Genomic DNA, 21,137 nt, shown 5'->3' on the forward strand with positions numbered 1-21,137 from the left:
ATATTATCTCATTTGTACAAAAAACTAATACACACGTTCAAAACAATTGGTCTATTTGTTCAAATATTATCCTATATATTCAAAATAAGGTGTACAAATAATCCTTATTACAATTTATTTCAGACTTTTATAAAAATAGCCTCTCGCCTTTCCATAAACTAAGGATGAAAACGAGAGGCATAATAAAAATGGGGCTTACTCTGCTACAATAACAACACGACTAGCTGGTAAGTCGGGAATATAAATCTTTCCTTCAGAAACAGTAATATCAGCTGGACCTGACAAATCTTTTTCTAAAGATATCTCAAATGGAGATAAGTTACCAGTATGCAAATCTACACGGCTAAGTCCTGCCGGAGTCCAGTTCGTAACATAAAGTGAGTTACCATCGGAAGAGAAAGCTATCCCATCGTACTGACCAGAAACCGTAGTCAATTTTTGAGGTTGAGGCTTACTCAAATCGCCTATACGATAAATAACATGCTTTTCTCCAGTATTACCATCAGCCGGATAAGATGCAACATACATCACTCCGTCACCAATCACCAAGCCATTAGGACCAGGTATAGTAACCCATTCTTGAGCTTCTCCCGGACTGGCAGCATCGGTTATATCAATCTTAAAAATCTTATCTGTATTTGTAACCGAAACATACAAGGTATTACCATCTGCCGCCAAGTCATTTACAAACAGATTGCCTTCCGGTAGTTGAATCGTTTTAGGAACTTCATCTTTCTGGACTAAGTTGTAAACCACTATTTTATTGACATCACAAATGTACAAATAGTTATCACGTATAAACATTCCCTTCGGAGCATTCAGATTGCCATCTGCAGGAATCAAAGTGGTCATTCTGCCATCCTTATAGCAAAGAATATATCCTTTACCTTCTGTATTAAGCGGATTCAATTGTTCCGTTCCAAAATTGGCAATCAGAATTCCACCGTTATAAGGATAGGTACTTTCACAGTAACGGACGCCTTCACTCACGACCTCAACCTGTGTACCATTGTCCACCAAACTAATTGCTGGAACGAACACCATCATCGCCATACCGATGATGGCTGTAAACTTTACTTTTTTCATGTAGTCTATATTTTAAAATGAATAATGACGAAACAATAAGTGCGCCAAACAACAAGCCTAATAAGACTTCCATTAACGAAAACCAACCATTATTGACCAATACAATGCCTGTTAATGAACCAATCAGGCTCGAACCGACATAATAGAATAACCAGTAAATGCTGGTCGCACTGCTCTTTAAGTGTTGGGCATTCATAGAAACGATTCTACTTGCCAATGTATGTGTGCTAAAGAAAGCAAAAGTCAACACACCCAATCCCACAACAATAGCCCAAAGCTTCATTACCAATAGAAGAGACATGCCTACCCCCATCAACAACAAAGCACCTTGCAAAAGAATTTCCGGTCCCAATCTGTCGGATAAAACTCCAGCTATAACCGATCCGATAATTCCAGCCACATACATCATAAAAATCATGGCAACCAGATGATGCGGTAAACCGAATATCGGCGATTCAAGTAAAAAAGAAAGATAATTATAGACACTCACAAATATCCCCATCGAGAGTGCAGCGATAACATACATACTGATAAAGGTCGTTTGCGTAAGAAATGAACGCATTTGATGAATCTTTTCCTTGAATGAAACAACTGAAGCTGAAAAATTTCTGCCAGCCGGTATTTTCCAGCAAAAGATAGCCCCCAATACAAGGCTTACTCCTCCTATAAACAATGTAGCAAGTTGCCACCCGCCATATCCGGAAAGCAAAGTCGCTGTTACACGTCCCGACATTCCACCTAATGTATTGCCACTTAGATAAAGACTGATTGCCAACCCGATTTTAGAGGAATCTATCTCTTCCGACAAATAAGCCAATGCTACAGCCGAAACACCTGCCAAAACAATACCTTTCACAAAATTAAAGAGCAACAGAAATAAATAACTGTCAATGAAAGCAGAAGCGATTGTCAATACAGATGAGAGAATCAACGATACGCCCATCAACTTCTCACGCGATATGCCATCAGCCTTAAATGCCAGAAAAAGTAATCCAACAGCCATTCCCACCGTTGAAGCTGACACGGCAAGACTGCTTTCAGCTGGCGTTATATCAAAAGAATGACACAACTCCGACAACATTGGCTGGAAAAGATATAACTGTGCAAAAACAGACAATCCAGACAAAAACATACAGTTGCGTATTATACGAAACCGCACCATAGACTCACGCTTATTATTGACTTCCTTACTACCCATCAGTTACTTTTATTTCAGGTTTGTAGAAGCAAAAATAGGTTGTCGAGAATTATAATCTTATATTTGTAAAACTCTTTTTTTCGATAGTTATTATTGATAAAACCGATTTGAAATGGAACTCCGACAACTCAAATATTTCGAAAAGACCTGTGAATTGCTCAACTTTACAGAAGCAGCTCATGCGTTATGTATTTCACAAAGTACCCTTTCACAACAGATCAAACAATTGGAAACTGAACTCGGTATTTTGCTTTTCGACCGCATAGGAAAGCGTATCATACTTACCGAAGCCGGAAGTTCATTCTTGCCTTATGCCAAAAACGCCATAAGAGAAAGTGAAAACGGAAAGCAGATTATCCGAGATTTACAAAATCTGGATACCGGGAAACTATGTATAGGAGCTACTTTCAGCTTGAGTCCATTACTTACCAAAGCACTTCCTTTGTTTGCAGAACAATATCCTCATATACAAATAAACATAACTTTTGCAACTTCGGACGAGTTGATGGTAAAGTTGGAAAACAACGAAATGGACTTTGTTCTATCATTCGGCTCAGAAGAAAGCTATACCGATTTCGAAAGAGTATTTTTGTTTTCTTCCCGCCTTTACCTGGTTGCCGGAAAATCTCATGCCGTTGCATCCAAAGCTATTATCAATTTTCAAGATATTACATCCCTTCCTCTAATATTACCAAGCAAAGGGTTCGTCACCCGCGAAATCATAGAACATGTCTGTAAAAAAGAGAAATTACATCTGACTACAGAAATAGAAATCAATGATGTAAACACCATCATAAGTTTAGTCAAAAACGGAAAGCAGGCAACTATACTAACTTTTGCAGCCGTACGAAACGAAGAAGAGTTGATAAAGATTCCCATTGCTTCTGGAAATGAATTATCAACTCATGCTTATCTTTTTTGGTCCAAAGGACTTTATCGTAAAAAAGCGGCACTCCACTTCAATCGTATTCTGGCCCAAATCATAAATAAAGGATAAGAGAAAGCCCCTTGACTGTTCTTCTATGAAAAAATATGAATATGAATGTATAAATGAAAATAAAGAATGAGGGAGAGAGAAAGAAATCAGTCAAGGGACATTTCGTAGAAACAAATAAAAACTATAGAACTTGTCCTCCACCTAACGCTTGATAGAGATTTATAAGGCTCTGTATCTCCTTAAAACGGTTGGCGGTTTGAGACAATTGGGCACTAAGTAAAGTCTGATGTGCAGTCAGCACCTCCAGATAAGTTGTATTGCCATGTTCCATCAGTAACGTAGTACTACTGAATGCTTTTTCCAAAGCGCTTATCTGTTGTTCATAATTATCTTTTTTCTTCTTGCTTGTCTGGTAAGAAACCAAAGCATCATTTACTTCCGTTCCTGCATCAAGCAGCTTTTGCCTGAAAGCCAATAGAGCTTCTTCCTGCTGTGCCTTGGCTATCCGACGTCGTGCAATCAAAGTTCCTCTATTAAACAATGGTTCGGTCAGTGATGCAAGAGCTGAAGCAACGAATTTTCCCGGATTAGTAATCAGTCCTCCTAACGAATTAGTCCATCCAGCACTTCCACTTAAGGTTATAGATGGATAGAAAGCCGAATTAGCCTGATTGGTTACATAAAAAGCCTGTTCCAGATCACGTTCTGCCACACGAACATCCGGTCGGTTCGATAATAATTGCAAAGGAACTCCAACAGACAGCGAATGAGTAAAATGCTGTTCAGCCAGTCGCCCTCTCTGTATCTGCTGAGGAGTTTCGGCAAGCAACAATGAAAGACTGTTTTCTACCTGATTGATTTGTTCTTCCAAATCAATGACTGAATTCTCCACTTCATAATAAGTTGCCTTCATCTGTGAAACAGCAGCCTCATCCGCCTGACCGGCATCCATTAAAGCCTGGGTAGACTCAACCGTTTCTTTCCAAGTTTCGGCAGTTGTCTTCGATATTTCAAGTTGTTCATCCAACATCAATAACGTATAATACGTATTGGCTATATTAGCTATCAGACTGGAATACACAGCTTGCTTATAATCTTCACTTTGCATATAAGCTGCCTTTGCCTGCCGTTTAGAATTCCGCAACTTGCCAAATATATCTATCTCCCAACTGGCGGTTACAGGAAGCGTATAAGTTCGTGACACCTGACCTTCTACAGAACTAATATTTCCCTGAGGAGATAAAGCAAAAGAAGGAAGAAAAGCCAGCTTGGCAGAAAGTAAAGAAGCCTTAGCCTCTTCTACCCGTAACTCAGCCGTTTTTACATCGGTATTCTGTTTCAGACCCTTTTCTATTAATTCCTGTAAACAGGGGTCAGTAAAAAAATCTCTCCAATTGATGCTTCCGATACTGACTGTATCGGAAGCTATAACTTCTTCCCCATATAAATTATCGGGAACAGAAGTCTGAGATTGGTAGTTGGTATATATTCCGCAACTGCTTAAAAGAAGCGTTACGCCGAATATCATTATCTTTCGTGTATACATATACTACTTATTTTTTTCAACGTTAAAAGCACTCTTTTCTATCAATGTTTGTTCTTTTTCATACAGCACCTGCTGATCGGGCTCTTTTTGCATTGGTCCACGCAATTTTTCCTGTAAGTATTCAAATACAATAAAGAATACAGGGACAACGAAAAGTAAAGCCAATGTTCCGATAAGCATACCTCCTACGACTCCAGTTGCTAACGAACTATTACCGTTTGCACCAGCTCCGGTAGAGAACATCAACGGAAGCATACCAAAGATCATACAAAGTACAGTCATGATGATAGGACGGAAACGAGCTTGAGCAGCAGAATAAGCAGAAGAAATTATGCCCATTCCTTTGCGTCGACGTTCTATGGCATACTCGGTAATCAAAATAGCCGTTTTAGCCAGCAAACCAATCAACATAATTGCTCCAGTCTGCAAATAAATATTATTCTCCAGTCCAGCTATACGTGCGAAAAGGAAACTACCCATTAATCCGAAAGGTACAGAAAGAATAACGGCCAAAGGAACCAGAAAACTTTCATACAGACAAGACAAAATCAGGAAAATAAGCATTACACACAATGTATAAACAAATACCGTTTGTGCTCCTCCACTGCCAGCTTCCTCTCGTGCCATACCTCCATATTCATATCCATATCCAGAAGGAAGCATCCGTTCCGCTACTTCTTTGATAGCTTTCTGTGCTTCACCCGTCGAATATCCGTCGGCTACATTGACGTTTACATTGATGGTATTGTAAAGATTGAATCGTTTGGCTATTTCGGCACCTTCTTCCGAACGAAGTGTAACAAACTGGCTGACAGGAGCCATTTCTGTTCCATTACGCACAAACATATTATCCAGTGCGTGCTTATCCAGACGAGATTTAGGTGAAGCCTGAATCATGACACGGTATACCTTACCAAACTTGTTATAATTAGAAACATACGAACCACCACAATAAGCTCCCAAGGCATTAAGTACATCATTCGGACTGATTCCGGCACGTTTACACTTAGCAGCATCCACGTCTACAGCCACTTGTGGAAAGTTCATGGCATAAGAACTATAAGCCATAGCTATTTCCGGACGTTTGTTCAGTTCACCTATATATTGCATGACCGAATTATAGAAAGGCTCCATTTCTCCACCCGTTTTATCCTCCATATAAAGTTCAATGGAGTTACCTGTACCATATCCTGGAATCATTGCTGGCTGAAAACAGAACACCTGAGCTTCCTTTATATTACTGAATTGTGCATTCAATCGCTTCATGACAGCGTCAACTGTATGTTCTTCACCTTTTCGTTCATCCCAATGGCGCAGACGGATAATGACTGTTCCGTAAGAGGTTCCCTGACCAGAAATCAATCCATAACCGGAAGTACGCGAATAATGTTCTATTTCTGGAGTAGCCTCCAATATTTTTTGTACTTTATCCATTACTTTATTAGTTTCAACCAATGAACTACCCGGTGATGTACTGATATTAACCATCATTGTTCCCTGATCTTCTTGAGGCACCAACCCAGTCTTAGTAGTAGTCATCAAATAAACCAATAAAGCACAAGCAATGCCTAATGAAGTCCATACCATCCAACGATGACGGAAGAAAAACATCAATCCTCTCTTATATTTTCCCATTAAGGCATTAAATGAAACATTATAAGCTGCACGTATTCTACCATTTATACTATGAGGGTTCTTTTTTCCATCCGACGGTTTCATCATCATTGCACACAAAGCAGGACACAACGTCAAGGCATTCAGACAAGAAATACCAACAGCAACAGCCATGGTTACACCAAATTGAGTATAAAAGACACCAGATGTACCACCCATAAAAGTTACCGGAACGAACACTGCCATAAAGACCAACGTACACGACAGAACAGCCATCGTAACATCGCTCATGGCATCCTTGGTAGCAAGATAAGGAGAACGGAAACCAATATCAAATTTGGCTTGCACAGCCTCAACAACAATAATGGCATCATCTACCACAGTTCCAATAGCCAGTACCAATGCAAACAAAGTCAATATATTAATACTGAAACCAGCAACTGACAGAAAAGCAAATGTACCTATCAGTGAAACGATAATTGATATAGATGGTATTAATGTACTTTTAAAATCATGCAAGAAGAAGTAAACTACCAAAATCACAAGGATAATGGCAATGACCAGTGTTTCAATCACATTATCAATGGATGCAAACAAGAAATCATTCACACTCATCATCTGAAGGAATTCCATTCCTTCCGGTAAATCTTTAGACATGTCGTTCAAAAGATTAGTGATATCCTCATTTACAGCCGTTGCATTCGCACCTGCTACCTGATAGACCATAAACATTATACCTGGTACACCATCTGCTTCTCCGTGAAACCCATAAGACTCACGTCCAAGTTCTACATCAGCTATATCCTTTACCCGTAATACAGAACCATCCTTTTCAGAACGTATTACCATATTTTCAAACTCCTCAACACTTTTCAATCGTCCTTTATATTTCATGGTATACTGAAATACATGATCCGAGTTTTCCCCCAAAGAACCTGTCGGAGCTTCTATATTTTGTTCTCCCAATGCAGTTGTAACATCGGAAGGAACCAAGCCGTATTGCGCCATTTTCTCTGGTTTCATCCAGATACGCATACTATACGTATCGCCCAAGAGCTGTACATCTCCTACTCCTTGAATACGTTTTATCTGTGGAATTACATTTATATCCAGATAATTGGACAGGAAACTTTCATCATAGCGTTTATCCGGACTGATAAGGCTATTAATTTGCAGGTAACTGTTCTGACGTTTTGTTGTACTGACACCAATAGCCGTTACTTCTGCAGGTAACAATCCCTGAGCTGCCGATACACGATTCTGTACATTGACAGCTGCCATATCCGGATCTGTTCCTTGTCTAAAATAAACCAAAATTTCAGCCGTACCAGCATTAGTCGCGGTAGAAGTAATGTAAATCATGTCTTCCACACCATTTATACTCTCTTCCAGCGGCATGATAACACTGTTCATCACAGCATCTGCATCGGCTCCTGTATAAGTCGCATCCACACAAACTGTTGGCGGAGCAATATCCGGATATTGTTCTACCGGCAGTACATAAAGTGAAATAAATCCAACAATTAATATCAATATAGATATTGACAAGGCCATCACAGGCCGTTTAATAAATATATTTCCTTTCATAAGCGTCAGTTAATTATTTAACTTGTGTTCCTTCACGAACCATTCCCGCACCGTTCGAGATTATTTCGTCGCCAGATTTCAAACCTTCCAATACAATATATTCTTTCCCATCATTAACAGGAGCTACCTTAATCAGTGTAGACACAGCTTTACCATCTACAACTTTATATACCAATAGCTTATCCTGCAATTGTATAGTAGCGCCTTGTGGAATAACTATACATTGTTTATATATACTTGGAATTAACACATTACCAGAAGCTCCACTATGCAGCAAGCGCGAAGAATTAGGAAAGACGGCACGAACCCCTACCGTACCTGTTTCCTTATCAATCACTCCACTGATAGATTCAATCTTACCTTTTTCCTCATAAGTAGAACCATCATTCAACTGAAGCTGAATGGCAGGCATATTCTGCAAGGCCTTTTCGATTGTACCATACTGACGAGCCAGCGACAAAAACTGATTCTCCGTCATCGAAAAGTAAACATACATATTCGAATTGTCAGAAACAGTGGTCAACGGCTGGGGCATGCTGGGACTCACTAATGTACCAACCCGATAAGGCAACATGCCCACTACACCGTTGCTTGGACTTTTAACTTCTGTATAAGAAAGGTTATTGCGTGCATTAACTTCCTGAGCCTTTGCCTGTGCCAACTGTGCTTTGGCTGTGAGATAAGCATTTTTTGTAGTCTGCAAGTTAAAGTCAGAAACAACTTTCTTAGCAAACAAAGCCTGTGTACTCTTATAAGTAAGTTCTGCTGTAGCCAGATTGGCTTTTGCCGACTCTACATTAGCTATTGCTGTTTCGAGTGCTGCTTTATAAGGAACCTGATCTATAACAAACAGAATTTCTCCTTTTCGTACAATATCACCTTCTGAAACATTCAGCTTTTCAATGTATCCCGAAACTTGCGGATAAATATCAATATCCTGTTTACCTTCAATCGAAGCAGAGTATGAAGTTGTAATCTCCTTATCCGTATCGGCAGTGATAGTTGCAAGACTATACCCTTTTGTCTCACTGTTCTTTGTTTCTGTCTTACAAGAAGTTACTCCTATTGTACAGCCTGCAAGAATCATTAGCCATACCTTTAGTCTAATTGTTTTCATTGTCATATTCATTCATTTTTTGTTCGTGCAAAAGTAGTATCTTGCCCTGTAACAAAAGCGACGAATTTTCGTACAGAAACATTCTGTTTTCACCTTTCAGAAGATATATTTTGTTAAATGTGGAAAATACAATATAGATGGAGGAAAATTAAACATGGTATCTACTATATAAATCCTCTACCTTTGCAAAAAAATAATGTATGGAAGATAATATTATCAAATATATCGATATGGAAATGTTGAAGTCGTATAATGGACAAGAAACCTATACCGACGACTATCTGTTCTTTACCGACAAACTGGAAAAGATATTTTTAGAAAACAAAAACGTCAAACTGGAAGTTTTTCTGATGATATATTGTACCGAAGGAGAAATTAAACTGGAACTAAATAATGTACCTCACTATCTACATCAGGACGATCTGATTATCAGCCTTCCCAATACACTAATCGGGCGAGTTTCAGCAAGCTCCTCACATAAGGTAAAAGTGATTTGCTTTTCCAACCGCTTTCTTCGGCGCCTGACACAGACAGAAAAATATACCTGGAAATGGATATGCTACATACAAGAAAATCCGGTTAAGCATTTTGAGCAAGGCGAAAAGAAAAGGTTTAATCAATATTTAAGCTTGATGGAGAGCAAAACACAAACCAACATCAATAAATTCCAAAAAGTCATCTTGTCGCATATAGCCTCTGCTTTCTTTGGAGAAATGATTTTTCAGACTACTCAAAAATCTATTGAATCAGAAACAGAGATACATACAGGTTCTCTCAGGCAATCTGATTTTCTGTTTAAACAATTTATGGAAGCGCTTTCGGCTGATAATGGCAAACATCGTACGCTCGAGTATTATGCTAATTTATTTTGTTACTCTCCCAAATACTTATCCCGGGTAATCAAACAAATCAGTGGAAAGAATGCATTAACCCTTATTCACGAAAACGCTATCGAACATATTATAATGGAACTTAAATACTCTAATAAAAGCATGAAGGAAATAGCCATGGACTTCGACTTTTCGAATACATCGTTTTTTGCCCAGTATGTCAAGAAACACCTGGGCATGACTCCTTCCGAATATAGAAGTAATAATCAGGCTACTGATTAATCTTCTACATTCGACAATTTATCCGAGGACAACTGTTCCCTATATTGCTTAGGAGAAACTCCAAGATAACGCTTTACGTATTTGCCAAAAAAAGAAAGATTCGGGAAATCCAGTTCCATAGCTATCTCCTTTATGCTTTTAGGCGACCATTGAAGCATGTACTTTACATTCTTCAAAATATACTGATTTACCAGATCGAAAGCTGTCTGTCCGCTTACCTCTTTACATACAGCAGATAAATATTTAGGTGAAACATGCAGTTTATCAGCATAATAAGCAACCTTACGACAGTTGTTTCCCGGAGTATTCAGCAAGTCCAGAAAGTTCCGGAACAAGACTTCTGATGATGAAAAGGTTTTCGGATTTTCGTTATAAAAACGCTCCATCGTATCGTAAAAATCATAATGGAACATCTCCAGCAAGGCATCAAACAATTCCCTTTGGTGCTTACGAGGAGTCCTGGTCATTTTTTCATACAGCAAATCGTAATACTGTCTGAACAATCTGGCTTCTTCGTCATTCAATGAAAAGACCGGATGCTTTTCTACAAACGACCGGAAGCTCCAGGTACTACATTCAAACAAAAACATATTCTTCATATACTCAGGAGAAAGCACAACCCCACGCATCTCGAAATCTATGCTAATCATACTTTTTTCGAATACAATGTTGGGAACACAAACCAACAAATCATTGGGATGAATCAAATAAGTACTTCCATTAATGCAAATAGAAGCCTTCCCCTTCACACAATAAACTAAGAGTATAGCATCTACCTTCACCATATCATCCAGATTGACTTGTCCGTCTTTCAAGCCTTGAATATTATTAATAATGGCTATACGGTCATCTTTGTATGCCGCATTTTTATTCAAATCGTCATTATGCCATATACCTTTTTCCAAACTATCTTTTTCCATATCGTTATTCTTTTTCCGCAAAATAACGGCAATTTTAACCAACAGCAGTAATCAAAGGAGCGCAATTAATGGTCAATTATTCAGGTAAATAAAAACAGAAGACTTTTAGAACACTTTTAAGGACACAAAAAGAATCAATACATCAGGCAAAATGTATTCTTTTGCTCCCGAAAAATAAAAGATAATTTAGATAGGTATGAAAAAGTGTCATTACATTACAGCTTCATTGCTGTTTTTTACATTGTTATCTTGTCAGGGTAACAGTGACAAACAAAACTCTTCCGCTGATCCGGTAAAAGTAAAGGTCATGCAAGTATCTTCCAGTACAACCAATGAATCCAGACATTTTTCCGGTACTGTAGAAGAATCAAACGCTACAGCACTAAGCTTCTCTGTTATGGGAACCGTCAAGAAAATATACGTCGACTTGGGTAAACATGTAAATAAAGGACAATTAATAGCAGAAATTGACCCGACTTCTATTCGAAGCAGCTATGCAGCCGCACAGTCAACGTTAAAGCAAGCTGAAGATGCTTACCAGCGTATGAAGCAGCTCCACGATAAAGGAAGTCTGGCCGATATGAAATGGATTGAAGTACAAAGCAAACTCCAGCAGGCACGCTCCATGGAAGAAGTTGCACGAAAAAACTTATCCGACTGCAAGTTGTATGCTCCATATAGTGGAGTCATTTCGGCAAAGGATATCGAAGTAGGACAAAATGTAATGCCGGGAATGCCCGTTGCCCATTTGGTTGCCGTAAGAGATTTGAACGTCAAAATTTCAGTTCCAGAAAATGAAATTGCCAATATACAAAAGAGCCAGAAAGCCCTGATTCAAGTTTCAGCTTTAGGCAACCGTTCCTTCGAAGGCAGCGTAGCAGAAAAAGGAATTGTAGCCAATGCCTTATCACGTTCCTACGAAGTTAAAATTCGCATAAACAAGCCGGATAAAGAACTGATGCCGGGAATGGTTTGTGAAGTAGTTTTGGAAACAGCCGAAGACAGCAGTCACTACGTATTACCTGCCAACATTATCCAGTTGGGTGAAGGAAACCAGAACTTTGTATGGGTAAATAACGGAGGAAAAGCCGAAAAGCGTATCATACAATGCGGCGAATTCACTTCTGACGGAATCATTGTCCTGAGCGGAATAAAAGACGGGGATATGATTATAACAGAAGGACAGCAAAAAGTTTGTGAAAACACGCCGGTAACTATAAAATAAAACAGCAATGGAAAAGAAACGTAATATAGTAGAATGGGCAATGCACTATCGGCAGATTGTCATACTGGTAGTATGTTGTCTGGTCGCATTCGGCATATACAGTTTGCCCAACATGCGTAAAAACGAATTTCCTGATTTTACAATCCGCCAGGGAATGGTAGTAGCTGTAGCACCAGGAAATACAGCCGAAGAAATGATTGAACAAGTTACCAAACCGCTGGAAAACTATATCTTCTCCTATAAAGAAGTAAAGAAAGAGAAGACATTTTCTACCAGCCGCGACGGAATTGTTTATATACAAGTAGAACTAAACGACGATCTCAACAACAAAGATGAATTTTGGAGTAAATTCAAACATGGCATTGCAACATTCAAGTCGAGCTTGCCTTCGAATGTGCTTGCCGTACAAGTTCTGGACGATTTCGGAGATACGTCTGCTCTGCTTATCACCATGGAGAGTAAGGATAAAACTTACAGAGAATTAAAAGAATACATGGACGATTTGCAAGATCGTTTGCGCCGTATCAGCAGCATCGGACGTATGACGGTAAGTGGATTGCAGAATGAACAGATTGCCGTTTATCTGGATAATGAGAAGCTCTCGCAATACGGACTTACAGAACAGACACTGGCTGTCAACCTGTTTTCTAAAGGGTTCGTTACTTCAGGCGGACGAGTACAAAATCCAGCCTATATACTGCCTGTACACGTAGAAAAATCCTTTAATACCGTTTACGACGTACAAGAGCAGATTGTGTATACCGACCCTTCAGGACATAACATTCGCCTGAAAGATGTAGCTCGTGTGGTAAAGGAATATCCACATGCCGACAGCTACATTACCAACAACGGGAAAAAATGTATTCTGCTTAGCGTAGAAATGAAAAAAGGACAGAATATCGTAAAGATGGGAGAACAAATCAATCTAACTCTCGAAGAGTTTAAGAAAGAGCTTCCGTCCGAAGTAAACATGTTCCGCATTACCGACCAAAGCGAAGTAGTTGGCGACAGTGTAAACAACTTCCTGAAAGAACTGCTGATTGCCATTGTAGCCGTAGTCATCGTAGTTATGTTACTGCTTCCGGTTCGTGTCGCACTGGTAGCGGCCTCTACTATCCCGATTACCATATTCATTTCACTGGGTCTGTTCTATGCTTTTGGTATCGAACTGAATACAGTAACACTGGCAGCACTGATTGTTACACTGGGAATGATTGTCGATAACTCCATTGTGATCATCGATAATTATCTGGAGAAAATAGGAGAAGGAATGTCCCGCTGGCATGCTTCCATACAGAGTAGTACACATTTCTTCCGTTCCATCTTCTCGGCAACCCTTGCCATCAGTATCACGTTCTTCCCGTTCCTGTTCATCATGACAGGTATGTTCCACGATTTCCTGCTCAGCTTCCCATGGTCCATCACACTTATTTTGGGAATTTCACTACTGGTAGCTTCATTGCTTGTACCGTTCATGCAGTTCTGGTTCATACGGAAACCTCTTCAGACTGGCAAAAAGGGATTTTCTTTCCTGGATATGCTCCAGAAATATTATAATAAGTTGCTGGATGTATGCTTCAAGCATCCTTATTATACTGTAATAACAGGACTGGCCTTCATTGTTGTGGGTATTATCCTGATGGGCAAATTACCTCAGAACCTGATGCCGACAGCAGACCGTAACCAGTTTGCCGTAGAAATCTATCTTCCTACAGGAACTGCCATCGAAAAGACGTCAGCCATAGCCGACACATTGGAAAATATACTTCGTGCAGACGATCGTGTTGTTTCGGTAACTTCATTTACCGGATGTGCTTCTCCTCGTTTCCACACAGCATACGCACCGCAGATAGCAGGCCCGAACTATGCACAGTTTATTGTTAATACAAAGGGAAATAAAGAAACTGTCGATTTGCTGGATGAATATGCAGCTAAATACACCAATGCATTTCCGGAAGCACTGATCCGTTTCAAACAACTCAGTTACAGTCAGTCGGTCTATCCGATTGAACTCCGATTAAGCGGTAATAACCTCGACAGTCTGAAATGTACAGCAGACAAATATCTGAGCTTATTGCGTAGTATGCCTGAAACAGAACTGGCACAAACCAACTTCAGTAATCCGCAAACCACTGCACGTATCGTACTGAAAGAAGATGAAGCGTCACGGTTGGGTATTACCAATGCTACGGTAGAAGCAACCTTAGCAATGAGATATGGTACAGGAATTCCGGTTGCCAATGTATGGGAAGGTGATTACAATATCCCAATCATACTTAAAAGTAACAAAGCCGACAACGCACATTACAACGACATTGAAGATGAATTAATTCCGGTAGCCGGCGGACTGTCGAGTGTTCCACTTCGCCAGATAGCCAGCATTGAACCATCTACCGAAGACGGACAAATTGTACGCCGAAACGGTGTCTATACCATTACAGTAATGTCCGACTTGAAAAGAGGAGAAAATGCAATGGAAATAACCGGAAAAATTCAGGAAAAAATAAAGGCAATTCCCCTGCCTCAAGGAGTCACACTGACATACGGAGGTGACTTGGAACAGAACAATGAGCAAAATCCGCTTATCATGGGAGCACTTGCCATCGCAGCCGTCATGATATTATTTATCCTGATAGCTCATTTCCACCGTCTGAGTATTGCACTGCTCATCTTCGGCAGTATGACATTCTGCGTTTTCGGTACAGCAATAGGTGTTTTGATTCAGGGAGTTGACTTCAGTATGACGTGTACGTTGGGTATTATCAGTCTGATGGGTATCATTGTCCGTAACGGAATCATCATGATAGACTATGCCGAAGAACTGAGAAGCACAGAAAAATTATGTGTACGCGATGCCATTTACCATTCCGCACGCCGACGTATGCGACCGATCTTCCTGACATCAGCAGCAGCTTCAATGGGAGTTATCCCGATGATTTTGGGTAAAAGCGGATTGTGGATGCCTATGGGAACTGTAATTTGCTACGGAACTCTTATCACCATGATCTTCCTGCTGACTGTACTTCCGGTTTTGTATATGCTATTGTTTAGAGGTTCCACTCGCAAACGTGCCGTCAATGCACAAATCGAACTTCAATAACATTGATAACTAAAAAGATAGCAATTAAATTCTGTTACGATTATGAAAAGAAAAAACATCATATCTTTATTCCTGCTGTCGGCAGGTTGTATGTTGCCATTATGCGCTTCTGCCCAACATACCTATTCGCTGGACGAATGTATAGAAGCTGCACTCGACAACAATGTACGCATGAAAAATGCTCAAAACAACCTTCGCATGGCAGAACACAGCAAGCAGGAGGCTTTCAGTAAATACTTTCCTACGGTAAGTGCAGCCGGAAGCGGATTCCTTGCCGACAAAAGTCTGGTACGCATGGGACTATCACCCGAAATGCAGATGGCATTCATGAAAAACGGACTCGTAGGCGACGTTTCGGCTACCCTGCCGCTGTTCACCGGAGGACAAATAGTAAACGGGAACAAACTGGCTAAGGTAAATGTAGAAGTAAACCGCCTTCAGCAACGCCAGTCACAAAACGAAGTGACGCTGACAGTCGAAAATTATTTCTGGCAGGTAGTAATGCTGAAAGAAAAATTACAGACTATCGGTACACTCGACAAACAACTAAGTCAGTTGCTTCAGGATGTGGAAACCAGTGTACAGGCAGGTATCACAACCCGTAACGACTTATTGCAGGTTCAACTCCGGCAAAATGAAATACAGAGTAAACGAATTCAGGTGGAAAACATGCTTTCATTGTCACGGAGTATGCTTGCACAGTATATAGGACATCCGGCTGATAGCATAGAAATAGCGGCAACGTTGAAAGATACGTTGCCGCAAGGACCGGAAGGACTCTATACGGTTCCCGAAACAGCACTTACGATGACCAATGAATATAACCTCCTCCAGCAAAATGTAAAGGCAAGCAGCCTGCAACATAAAATGGCTATAGGAAAAAACTTGCCTACCATAGCTATCGGAGGAGGCTATGCTTACGAGAATCTGCTGGGTAAAGATCATACATTCTGGCTGGGATTCGCTACCGTTTCCGTACCAATCTCAGGCTGGTGGGGAGGCTCGCACGACATTCAACGTCAGAAATTACAACTACGTAATGCCGAAAACCAGCTCACCGACCAAAGCCAGTTGCTGGTAATCCGCATGAAACATACGTGGGACGACTTGAATGATGCCTATAAACAGGTAAAGATAGCTCTGCTTTCCATCGAACAGGCTAAAGAAAACCTGCGTCTGAACACCGATTATTATGCAGCCGGTACATGCACCATGAGCGATCTGCTCGATGCACAGAGCCTCTATCAGCAAAGTCGCGACAAGTATGTAGAAACCTACGCTCAGTATGAAGTAAAGAAACGTGAATACCTGCAAGTGACAGGACGATAGAAATAAGGAATAAAAACAAGAGATTTTGACTATTCTTCTGACATTTATTTCTAACTTTGCGACTAAACATTAAAAAAATTAATTTATGGCAAAGTTCAAACGTATTCTGTTAAAGCTCAGCGGCGAAAGCTTAATGGGAGAAAAGAAATATGGTATCGACGAAAAACGCCTGGGCGAATATGCACAGCAGATTAAGGAAATCCATGACATGGGTGTACAGATCGGCATCGTTATCGGTGGAGGAAACATCTTCCGTGGACTGACTGGAGCCGGAAAAGGATTCGATCGTGTGAAAGGTGACCAGATGGGTATGCTGGCAACGGTTATCAATAGCTTGGGACTGAGTTCTGCTTTGGTAGCAGCCGGAGTAAAGGCTCGTGTGCTGACAGCTATCCGTATGGAACCGATCGGTGAGTTCTACACCAAATGGAAAGCTATCGAAGCCATGGAAAACGGTGAAGTAGTCATCATGTCTGCCGGAACCGGAAACCCGTTCTTCACAACCGATACCGGTTCTTCACTGCGTGGTATCGAAATTGAAGCTGACGTTATGCTGAAGGGTACTCGTGTAGACGGTATCTATACTGCCGATCCGGAAAAAGATCCGACAGCTACCAAGTTCGACGAAATCACTTACGATGAAGTTCTGGCACGTGGCTTGAAAGTAATGGACCTGACAGCTACTTGTATGTGCAAGGAAAACAATCTGCCGATTATCGTATTCGACATGGATACGGTAGGTAACCTGAAGAAAGTCATGTCTGGCGAAAACATTGGAACAATGGTTCACAATTAAACCTGATTTATTATATTCACCACAGAAGATAAAGTTTATCCATCATTGGCATGGAAAACCTACTTTTCCTTCTGTGGTGTTTTTTTATGCCTTTTCTCCTCATTCCATCGTCAGACGGACTACCTCGCAATTATTCATGTGCGGTATAGTGGTAAGCTGGTCGACAGGTATGCCTGCCAGATAAGCCCGCAACGAACGGTTTATCAGGCCGTGAGCCACCACCAAGATACATTTCCCTTCGTAATGCTGCCGGATATATTCCAGACACTTGCCCGCACGTTCGTAAAGCATTTCACGTGTTTCGGCATCGGCAGGCAAATGCGTCCGGTCTACCGAATCCAGCGGAAGTCCGGTCCAGCTTCCCCAGTCTATTTCACGCAATAAAGGCGTTGTCTGCCACGGCAGGTTCCTGTCGCCTACAGCCAGACGAACCGTATCGACCACCCGCTGTAAATCGCTGCTGAGTACAGCATCCAGTGGAATATTCCGCAGACGATTGCCCAATTCTACAGCCTGCTGCTTTCCCTCTTCTGTAAGATGTCCCGGCAGGTGCCCCTGAAAAATGCGACTGATATTTTCTTCCGTCTGCCCGTGACGGGCTAAGTATATCGTAATCATAAAAGCACAGTATTAAAATCACCTAAAACTACACGGAGTTGACGCACGATGCAGTCTGCCTGCATGCCTACGCCAACTCCGTATGATATTATAATCGTTCCGATTAATCTTCCATCAGCTTGCGGTAACGGACGCGCTTCGGTTCTACATTACCCATACGCTTCATCTTGTTTTCTTCATATTCTGTATACGAACCTTCGAAGAAGAACACTTCGCTGTTACCTTCGAATGCAAGGATGTGTGTACAGATACGGTCGAGGAACCAGCGGTCGTGGCTGATAACTACCGCACATCCGGCAAAATCTTCCAGACCTTCTTCCAATGCTCGCAGCGTATTCACGTCGATATCGTTGGTCGGCTCGTCCAGCAACAGTACGTTACCTTCTTCTTTCAGCGCCATGGCAAGATGCAAGCGGTTACGCTCACCACCCGAAAGCATGCCGCACAACTTTTCCTGATCGGAACCCGAGAAGTTGAAACGGCTCAGATAAGCACGGGCATTCACATCGCGGTTTCCCATACGCAGCAAATCATTTCCACCACTGATTACCTGATACACCGTCTTGTTCGGGTCAATATCCTTGTGCTGCTGGTCTACGTAAGCCACCTTTACCGTTTCTCCGACTTCAAACTCTCCTCTGTCCGGTTTTTCCAGTCCCATAATCAGGCGGAACAAAGTAGTCTTACCAGCACCGTTCGGACCAATCACACCCACGATACCGTTAGGCGGCAGCATAAAGTTCAGGTCGTCGAACAGCAGCTTGTCGCCATATGCCTTTGCTACATGCTTTGCTTCGATAACCTTGTTTCCCAGACGCGGACCGTTCGGAATAAAGATTTCCAGTTTTTCTTCCTTTTCCTTCACATCCTCGTTCAGCAACTTATCGTAAGAGTTCAGACGAGCCTTACCCTTTGCCTGACGTGCCTTAGGTGCCATACGTACCCATTCCAACTCACGTTCCAGCGTTTTACGACGCTTGCTGGCAGTCTTCTCCTCCATTTCCATACGCTTGGTCTTCTGCTCCAGCCAGCTTGAGTAATTTCCCTTCCATGGAATACCCTCGCCACGATCCAGCTCCAGAATCCATCCTGCCACATGGTCAAGGAAGTAACGGTCGTGTGTTACAGCGATGACCGTACCCTCGTACTGCTGCAAGTGCTGTTCCAGCCAGTCAATGCTTTCCGCATCCAAGTGGTTGGTCGGCTCGTCCAGCAACAAGATGTCCGGCTTTTGTAACAACAAACGGCAGAGAGCCACACGGCGACGCTCACCTCCAGAGAGATTTTTTACCGGCTGATCTTCGGGCGGACAGCGCAACGCATCCATCGCACGCTCCAGCTTACTGTCAAGATTCCATGCATCCGTAGCATCTATTATATCCTGCAACTCAGCCTGACGGGCAAACAAGGCATCCATCTTTTCGGGATCCTCATAATACTCCGGCAAGCCGAACTTATTATTTATTTCTTCATATTCGGCAAGCGTATCAACCACACTCTGTACGCCCTCCATCACTACTTCCTTTACAGTCTTGGTATCGTCAAGATGCGGTTCCTGAGCCAGATAACCGACTGAATATCCCGGAGAAAACACCACCTCTCCCTGATAGTTTTTGTCCAGACCGGCTATAATCTTCATCAGGGTAGACTTACCCGCACCATTCAAACCGATGATACCGATCTTCGCTCCGTAGAAAAAAGATAGGTAGATGTCTTTCAAGACTTGCTTATTGTTCTGGAATGATTTGCTCACTCCGACCATAGAAAAGATAATCTTTTTATCGTCTGCCATACTCTTTTATTATTTATTTGTTTGATAATGTTTCATAAAATAGCGATGTATGTATGCCTGATAGAACAGAAATCCGGCAATACAAATCCCCAGTGCAACCTGATACGGTTTCCCATTTCCTGCCTCACAAGCATATTGGGAAATCCATACACCGAGCATAATACCCGTTTCCCACAACAGTTGGTAGGTATGATAACCGGTGCCCCGCTCGCAATGCAAAGGCAGCAGTATCATCATCCGCAGGAACTGTCCGATAGAAAAGCCCAGTCCCAGTCCCAGCAACAGTCCGGCTCCATAAAGACTTTCGCCCGTATCCGAGCCACAGAGCACAACCAGCCCTGCCCCTGTCAGCAACTGCCCGATCAATATCTGAAGCCTTCCGTTCATCGGGCTGGTAAACACTTGCCTGATAAACAGATATATCAAAAATCCACATCCTATGCAAAGATAGAAAAAAGCATTGGATATCATAATGAAAAGCATTCCTAAAACGACAGGTACAGTCATCATATTTACTCCGGGAAGCAAGGTCCGGAAAAGGATGAACCGGTCGAACGAACACAAGGGCAAGTCGAGCGGTGCACGAAAGCACACTCTCACCATAGACACCAGTACGATAGAAACCGCACAAAGAAAAGCCGAAACATACAGCAAGGAGGTAAAACTCAGATAATTTCCTCCCTCTATACCAACAATTATTCCCCCCAGCATACCGATGATAGACGACCAGGTAAATACCCGGTTAGCCTCATTACGCTTATTACTGGGAGTGACGTCAATCACCAGCGTACTTCCCGTAGCCATCAGGACAATGCCAAACAATGCTCCCTGCAAGATACGAAGAAGTGCCACCATCCCTACCGAAGTAACGTAAGGATATAATATTCCTACAAGTGCCAGCAACGCCATACTCCGGGTACAAACATTCTTCCGGCTAAATGTATCGACCAAATAATTATTGAAAGCCCCAGGAAGGAACAACGCGATTCCGAAAACAGCTGTTACCCCTGCAGCCTGTAGTCCGGTGCAACTCCAGGCTTGAATCATCCACTGATGAATCAAAGGGAACAACATGTAAACCGCTATATAGAGTAATATGTTTGCTGCAATCAGTAAAGAAAAATTTCTATTCCACAGCATATTCATATAGCAACAGTGAA

General features: G+C 41.6%; 15 protein-coding genes. 6 read left to right on the forward strand and 9 right to left on the reverse strand.

The genetic code is table 11. The features are described 5' to 3' along the window. Positions 1 to 195: 195 nt before the first annotated feature. Positions 196 to 1,086: a hypothetical protein gene (locus WKT12_RS06725; protein ID WP_340319214.1), complete on the reverse strand. Its 891-nt coding sequence runs from the start codon at positions 1,084 to 1,086 to the stop codon at positions 196 to 198. Beyond that, complete coding sequence (locus WKT12_RS06730) at positions 1,022 to 2,284, reverse strand: MFS transporter (protein ID WP_340319215.1); 1,263 nt, start codon at positions 2,282 to 2,284, stop codon at positions 1,022 to 1,024. The genes WKT12_RS06725 and WKT12_RS06730 overlap by 65 nt, the downstream gene beginning before the upstream one ends. 112 nt (positions 2,285 to 2,396) lie before the next feature. Here WKT12_RS06730 and WKT12_RS06735 point away from each other — a divergent pair, with 112 nt between their 5' ends. Beyond that, positions 2,397 to 3,281 carry a LysR substrate-binding domain-containing protein gene (locus WKT12_RS06735; protein ID WP_021971183.1) on the forward strand — a complete coding sequence of 295 codons (885 nt, stop codon included), beginning with the start codon at positions 2,397 to 2,399 and terminating at the stop codon, positions 3,279 to 3,281. A gap of 121 nt (positions 3,282 to 3,402) precedes the next feature. Here WKT12_RS06735 and WKT12_RS06740 read toward each other — a convergent pair whose 3' ends face one another. Genes WKT12_RS06740 through WKT12_RS06750 form a run of 3 tightly spaced genes read right to left on the reverse strand, consistent with a single transcriptional unit; the run spans position 3,403 to position 9,085 of the window. Then, complete coding sequence (locus WKT12_RS06740; protein ID WP_340319216.1) at positions 3,403 to 4,767, reverse strand: TolC family protein; 1,365 nt, start codon at positions 4,765 to 4,767, stop codon at positions 3,403 to 3,405. A gap of 3 nt (positions 4,768 to 4,770) precedes the next feature. Then, positions 4,771 to 7,968: an efflux RND transporter permease subunit gene (locus tag WKT12_RS06745; RefSeq protein WP_340319217.1), complete on the reverse strand. Its 3,198-nt coding sequence runs from the start codon at positions 7,966 to 7,968 to the stop codon at positions 4,771 to 4,773. A gap of 13 nt (positions 7,969 to 7,981) precedes the next feature. Continuing rightward, a complete protein-coding gene (locus WKT12_RS06750) occupies positions 7,982 to 9,085 on the reverse strand; it encodes an efflux RND transporter periplasmic adaptor subunit (protein WP_340319218.1) in 1,104 nt (367 codons plus the stop codon). 200 nt (positions 9,086 to 9,285) lie between these two features. Here WKT12_RS06750 and WKT12_RS06755 point away from each other — a divergent pair, with 200 nt between their 5' ends. Continuing rightward, entirely contained in the window at positions 9,286 to 10,197 is a 912-nt protein-coding gene (locus WKT12_RS06755) for a helix-turn-helix domain-containing protein (protein ID WP_340319219.1), read from the forward strand. Here WKT12_RS06755 and WKT12_RS06760 read toward each other — a convergent pair. Next, on the reverse strand, positions 10,194 to 11,117 hold the full coding sequence (locus WKT12_RS06760) for an AraC family transcriptional regulator (RefSeq protein WP_340319220.1): 924 nt from the start codon (positions 11,115 to 11,117) through the stop codon (positions 10,194 to 10,196). The two genes, WKT12_RS06755 and WKT12_RS06760, sit on opposite strands and share 4 nt — an antisense overlap. Positions 11,118 to 11,313: 196 nt before the next feature. Between WKT12_RS06760 and WKT12_RS06765 the strand changes: the two genes are divergently transcribed. The 4 genes from WKT12_RS06765 to pyrH all read left to right on the forward strand — a co-directional run bounded on the left by WKT12_RS06765 (position 11,314) and on the right by pyrH (position 17,567). Then, complete coding sequence (locus WKT12_RS06765; protein WP_021971189.1) at positions 11,314 to 12,342, forward strand: efflux RND transporter periplasmic adaptor subunit; 1,029 nt, start codon at positions 11,314 to 11,316, stop codon at positions 12,340 to 12,342. A gap of 7 nt (positions 12,343 to 12,349) precedes the next feature. Next, on the forward strand, positions 12,350 to 15,442 hold the full coding sequence (locus tag WKT12_RS06770; protein ID WP_340319221.1) for an efflux RND transporter permease subunit: 3,093 nt from the start codon (positions 12,350 to 12,352) through the stop codon (positions 15,440 to 15,442). Positions 15,443 to 15,484: 42 nt separating this feature from the next. After that, positions 15,485 to 16,771, forward strand: coding sequence for a TolC family protein (locus WKT12_RS06775; RefSeq protein ID WP_021971191.1), 1,287 nt, complete (start codon positions 15,485 to 15,487; stop codon positions 16,769 to 16,771). Positions 16,772 to 16,856: 85 nt separating this feature from the next. Next, positions 16,857 to 17,567, forward strand: a complete 711-nt coding sequence (gene pyrH / locus WKT12_RS06780; RefSeq protein WP_022124965.1) for a UMP kinase — start codon at positions 16,857 to 16,859, stop codon at positions 17,565 to 17,567. 99 nt (positions 17,568 to 17,666) lie between these two features. Here pyrH and WKT12_RS06785 read toward each other — a convergent pair whose 3' ends face one another. The 3 genes from WKT12_RS06785 to WKT12_RS06795 form a co-directional block, all read right to left on the reverse strand. After that, positions 17,667 to 18,185, reverse strand: coding sequence for a histidine phosphatase family protein (locus WKT12_RS06785; protein ID WP_340319222.1), 519 nt, complete (start codon positions 18,183 to 18,185; stop codon positions 17,667 to 17,669). 103 nt (positions 18,186 to 18,288) lie between these two features. Then, positions 18,289 to 19,977, reverse strand: a complete 1,689-nt coding sequence (gene ettA, locus WKT12_RS06790) for an energy-dependent translational throttle protein EttA (protein WP_340319223.1) — start codon at positions 19,975 to 19,977, stop codon at positions 18,289 to 18,291. 9 nt (positions 19,978 to 19,986) lie between these two features. After that, the gene (locus tag WKT12_RS06795; RefSeq protein WP_340319224.1) at positions 19,987 to 21,123 is read right to left on the reverse strand and encodes an MFS transporter; all 1,137 of its coding nucleotides are present in this window, start codon (positions 21,121 to 21,123) and stop codon (positions 19,987 to 19,989) included. Positions 21,124 to 21,137 lie beyond the last annotated feature (14 nt).

The organism is Phocaeicola sp. HCN-6420 (genome assembly GCF_037890145.1).
Taxonomy (GTDB): domain Bacteria; phylum Bacteroidota; class Bacteroidia; order Bacteroidales; family Bacteroidaceae; genus Phocaeicola.

What these genes read in the sequence shown, in the direction of transcription:
- WKT12_RS06735 (WP_021971183.1), top strand. Translation starts at nt 2,397, where the DNA reads ATGGAACTCCGACAACTCAAATATTTCGAAAAGACCTGTGAATTGCTC.
- WKT12_RS06740 (WP_340319216.1), bottom strand. Translation starts at nt 4,767, where the DNA reads ATGTATACACGAAAGATAATGATATTCGGCGTAACGCTTCTTTTAAGC.
- WKT12_RS06760 (WP_340319220.1), bottom strand. Translation starts at nt 11,117, where the DNA reads ATGGAAAAAGATAGTTTGGAAAAAGGTATATGGCATAATGACGATTTG.
- WKT12_RS06745 (WP_340319217.1), bottom strand. Translation starts at nt 7,968, where the DNA reads ATGAAAGGAAATATATTTATTAAACGGCCTGTGATGGCCTTGTCAATA.
- WKT12_RS06795 (WP_340319224.1), bottom strand. Translation starts at nt 21,123, where the DNA reads ATGAATATGCTGTGGAATAGAAATTTTTCTTTACTGATTGCAGCAAAC.
- WKT12_RS06750 (WP_340319218.1), bottom strand. Translation starts at nt 9,085, where the DNA reads ATGAAAACAATTAGACTAAAGGTATGGCTAATGATTCTTGCAGGCTGT.
- WKT12_RS06775 (WP_021971191.1), top strand. Translation starts at nt 15,485, where the DNA reads ATGAAAAGAAAAAACATCATATCTTTATTCCTGCTGTCGGCAGGTTGT.
- pyrH (WP_022124965.1), top strand. Translation starts at nt 16,857, where the DNA reads ATGGCAAAGTTCAAACGTATTCTGTTAAAGCTCAGCGGCGAAAGCTTA.
- WKT12_RS06755 (WP_340319219.1), top strand. Translation starts at nt 9,286, where the DNA reads ATGGAAGATAATATTATCAAATATATCGATATGGAAATGTTGAAGTCG.
- ettA (WP_340319223.1), bottom strand. Translation starts at nt 19,977, where the DNA reads ATGGCAGACGATAAAAAGATTATCTTTTCTATGGTCGGAGTGAGCAAA.
- WKT12_RS06770 (WP_340319221.1), top strand. Translation starts at nt 12,350, where the DNA reads ATGGAAAAGAAACGTAATATAGTAGAATGGGCAATGCACTATCGGCAG.
- WKT12_RS06725 (WP_340319214.1), bottom strand. Translation starts at nt 1,086, where the DNA reads ATGAAAAAAGTAAAGTTTACAGCCATCATCGGTATGGCGATGATGGTG.
- WKT12_RS06730 (WP_340319215.1), bottom strand. Translation starts at nt 2,284, where the DNA reads ATGGGTAGTAAGGAAGTCAATAATAAGCGTGAGTCTATGGTGCGGTTT.
- WKT12_RS06785 (WP_340319222.1), bottom strand. Translation starts at nt 18,185, where the DNA reads ATGATTACGATATACTTAGCCCGTCACGGGCAGACGGAAGAAAATATC.
- WKT12_RS06765 (WP_021971189.1), top strand. Translation starts at nt 11,314, where the DNA reads ATGAAAAAGTGTCATTACATTACAGCTTCATTGCTGTTTTTTACATTG.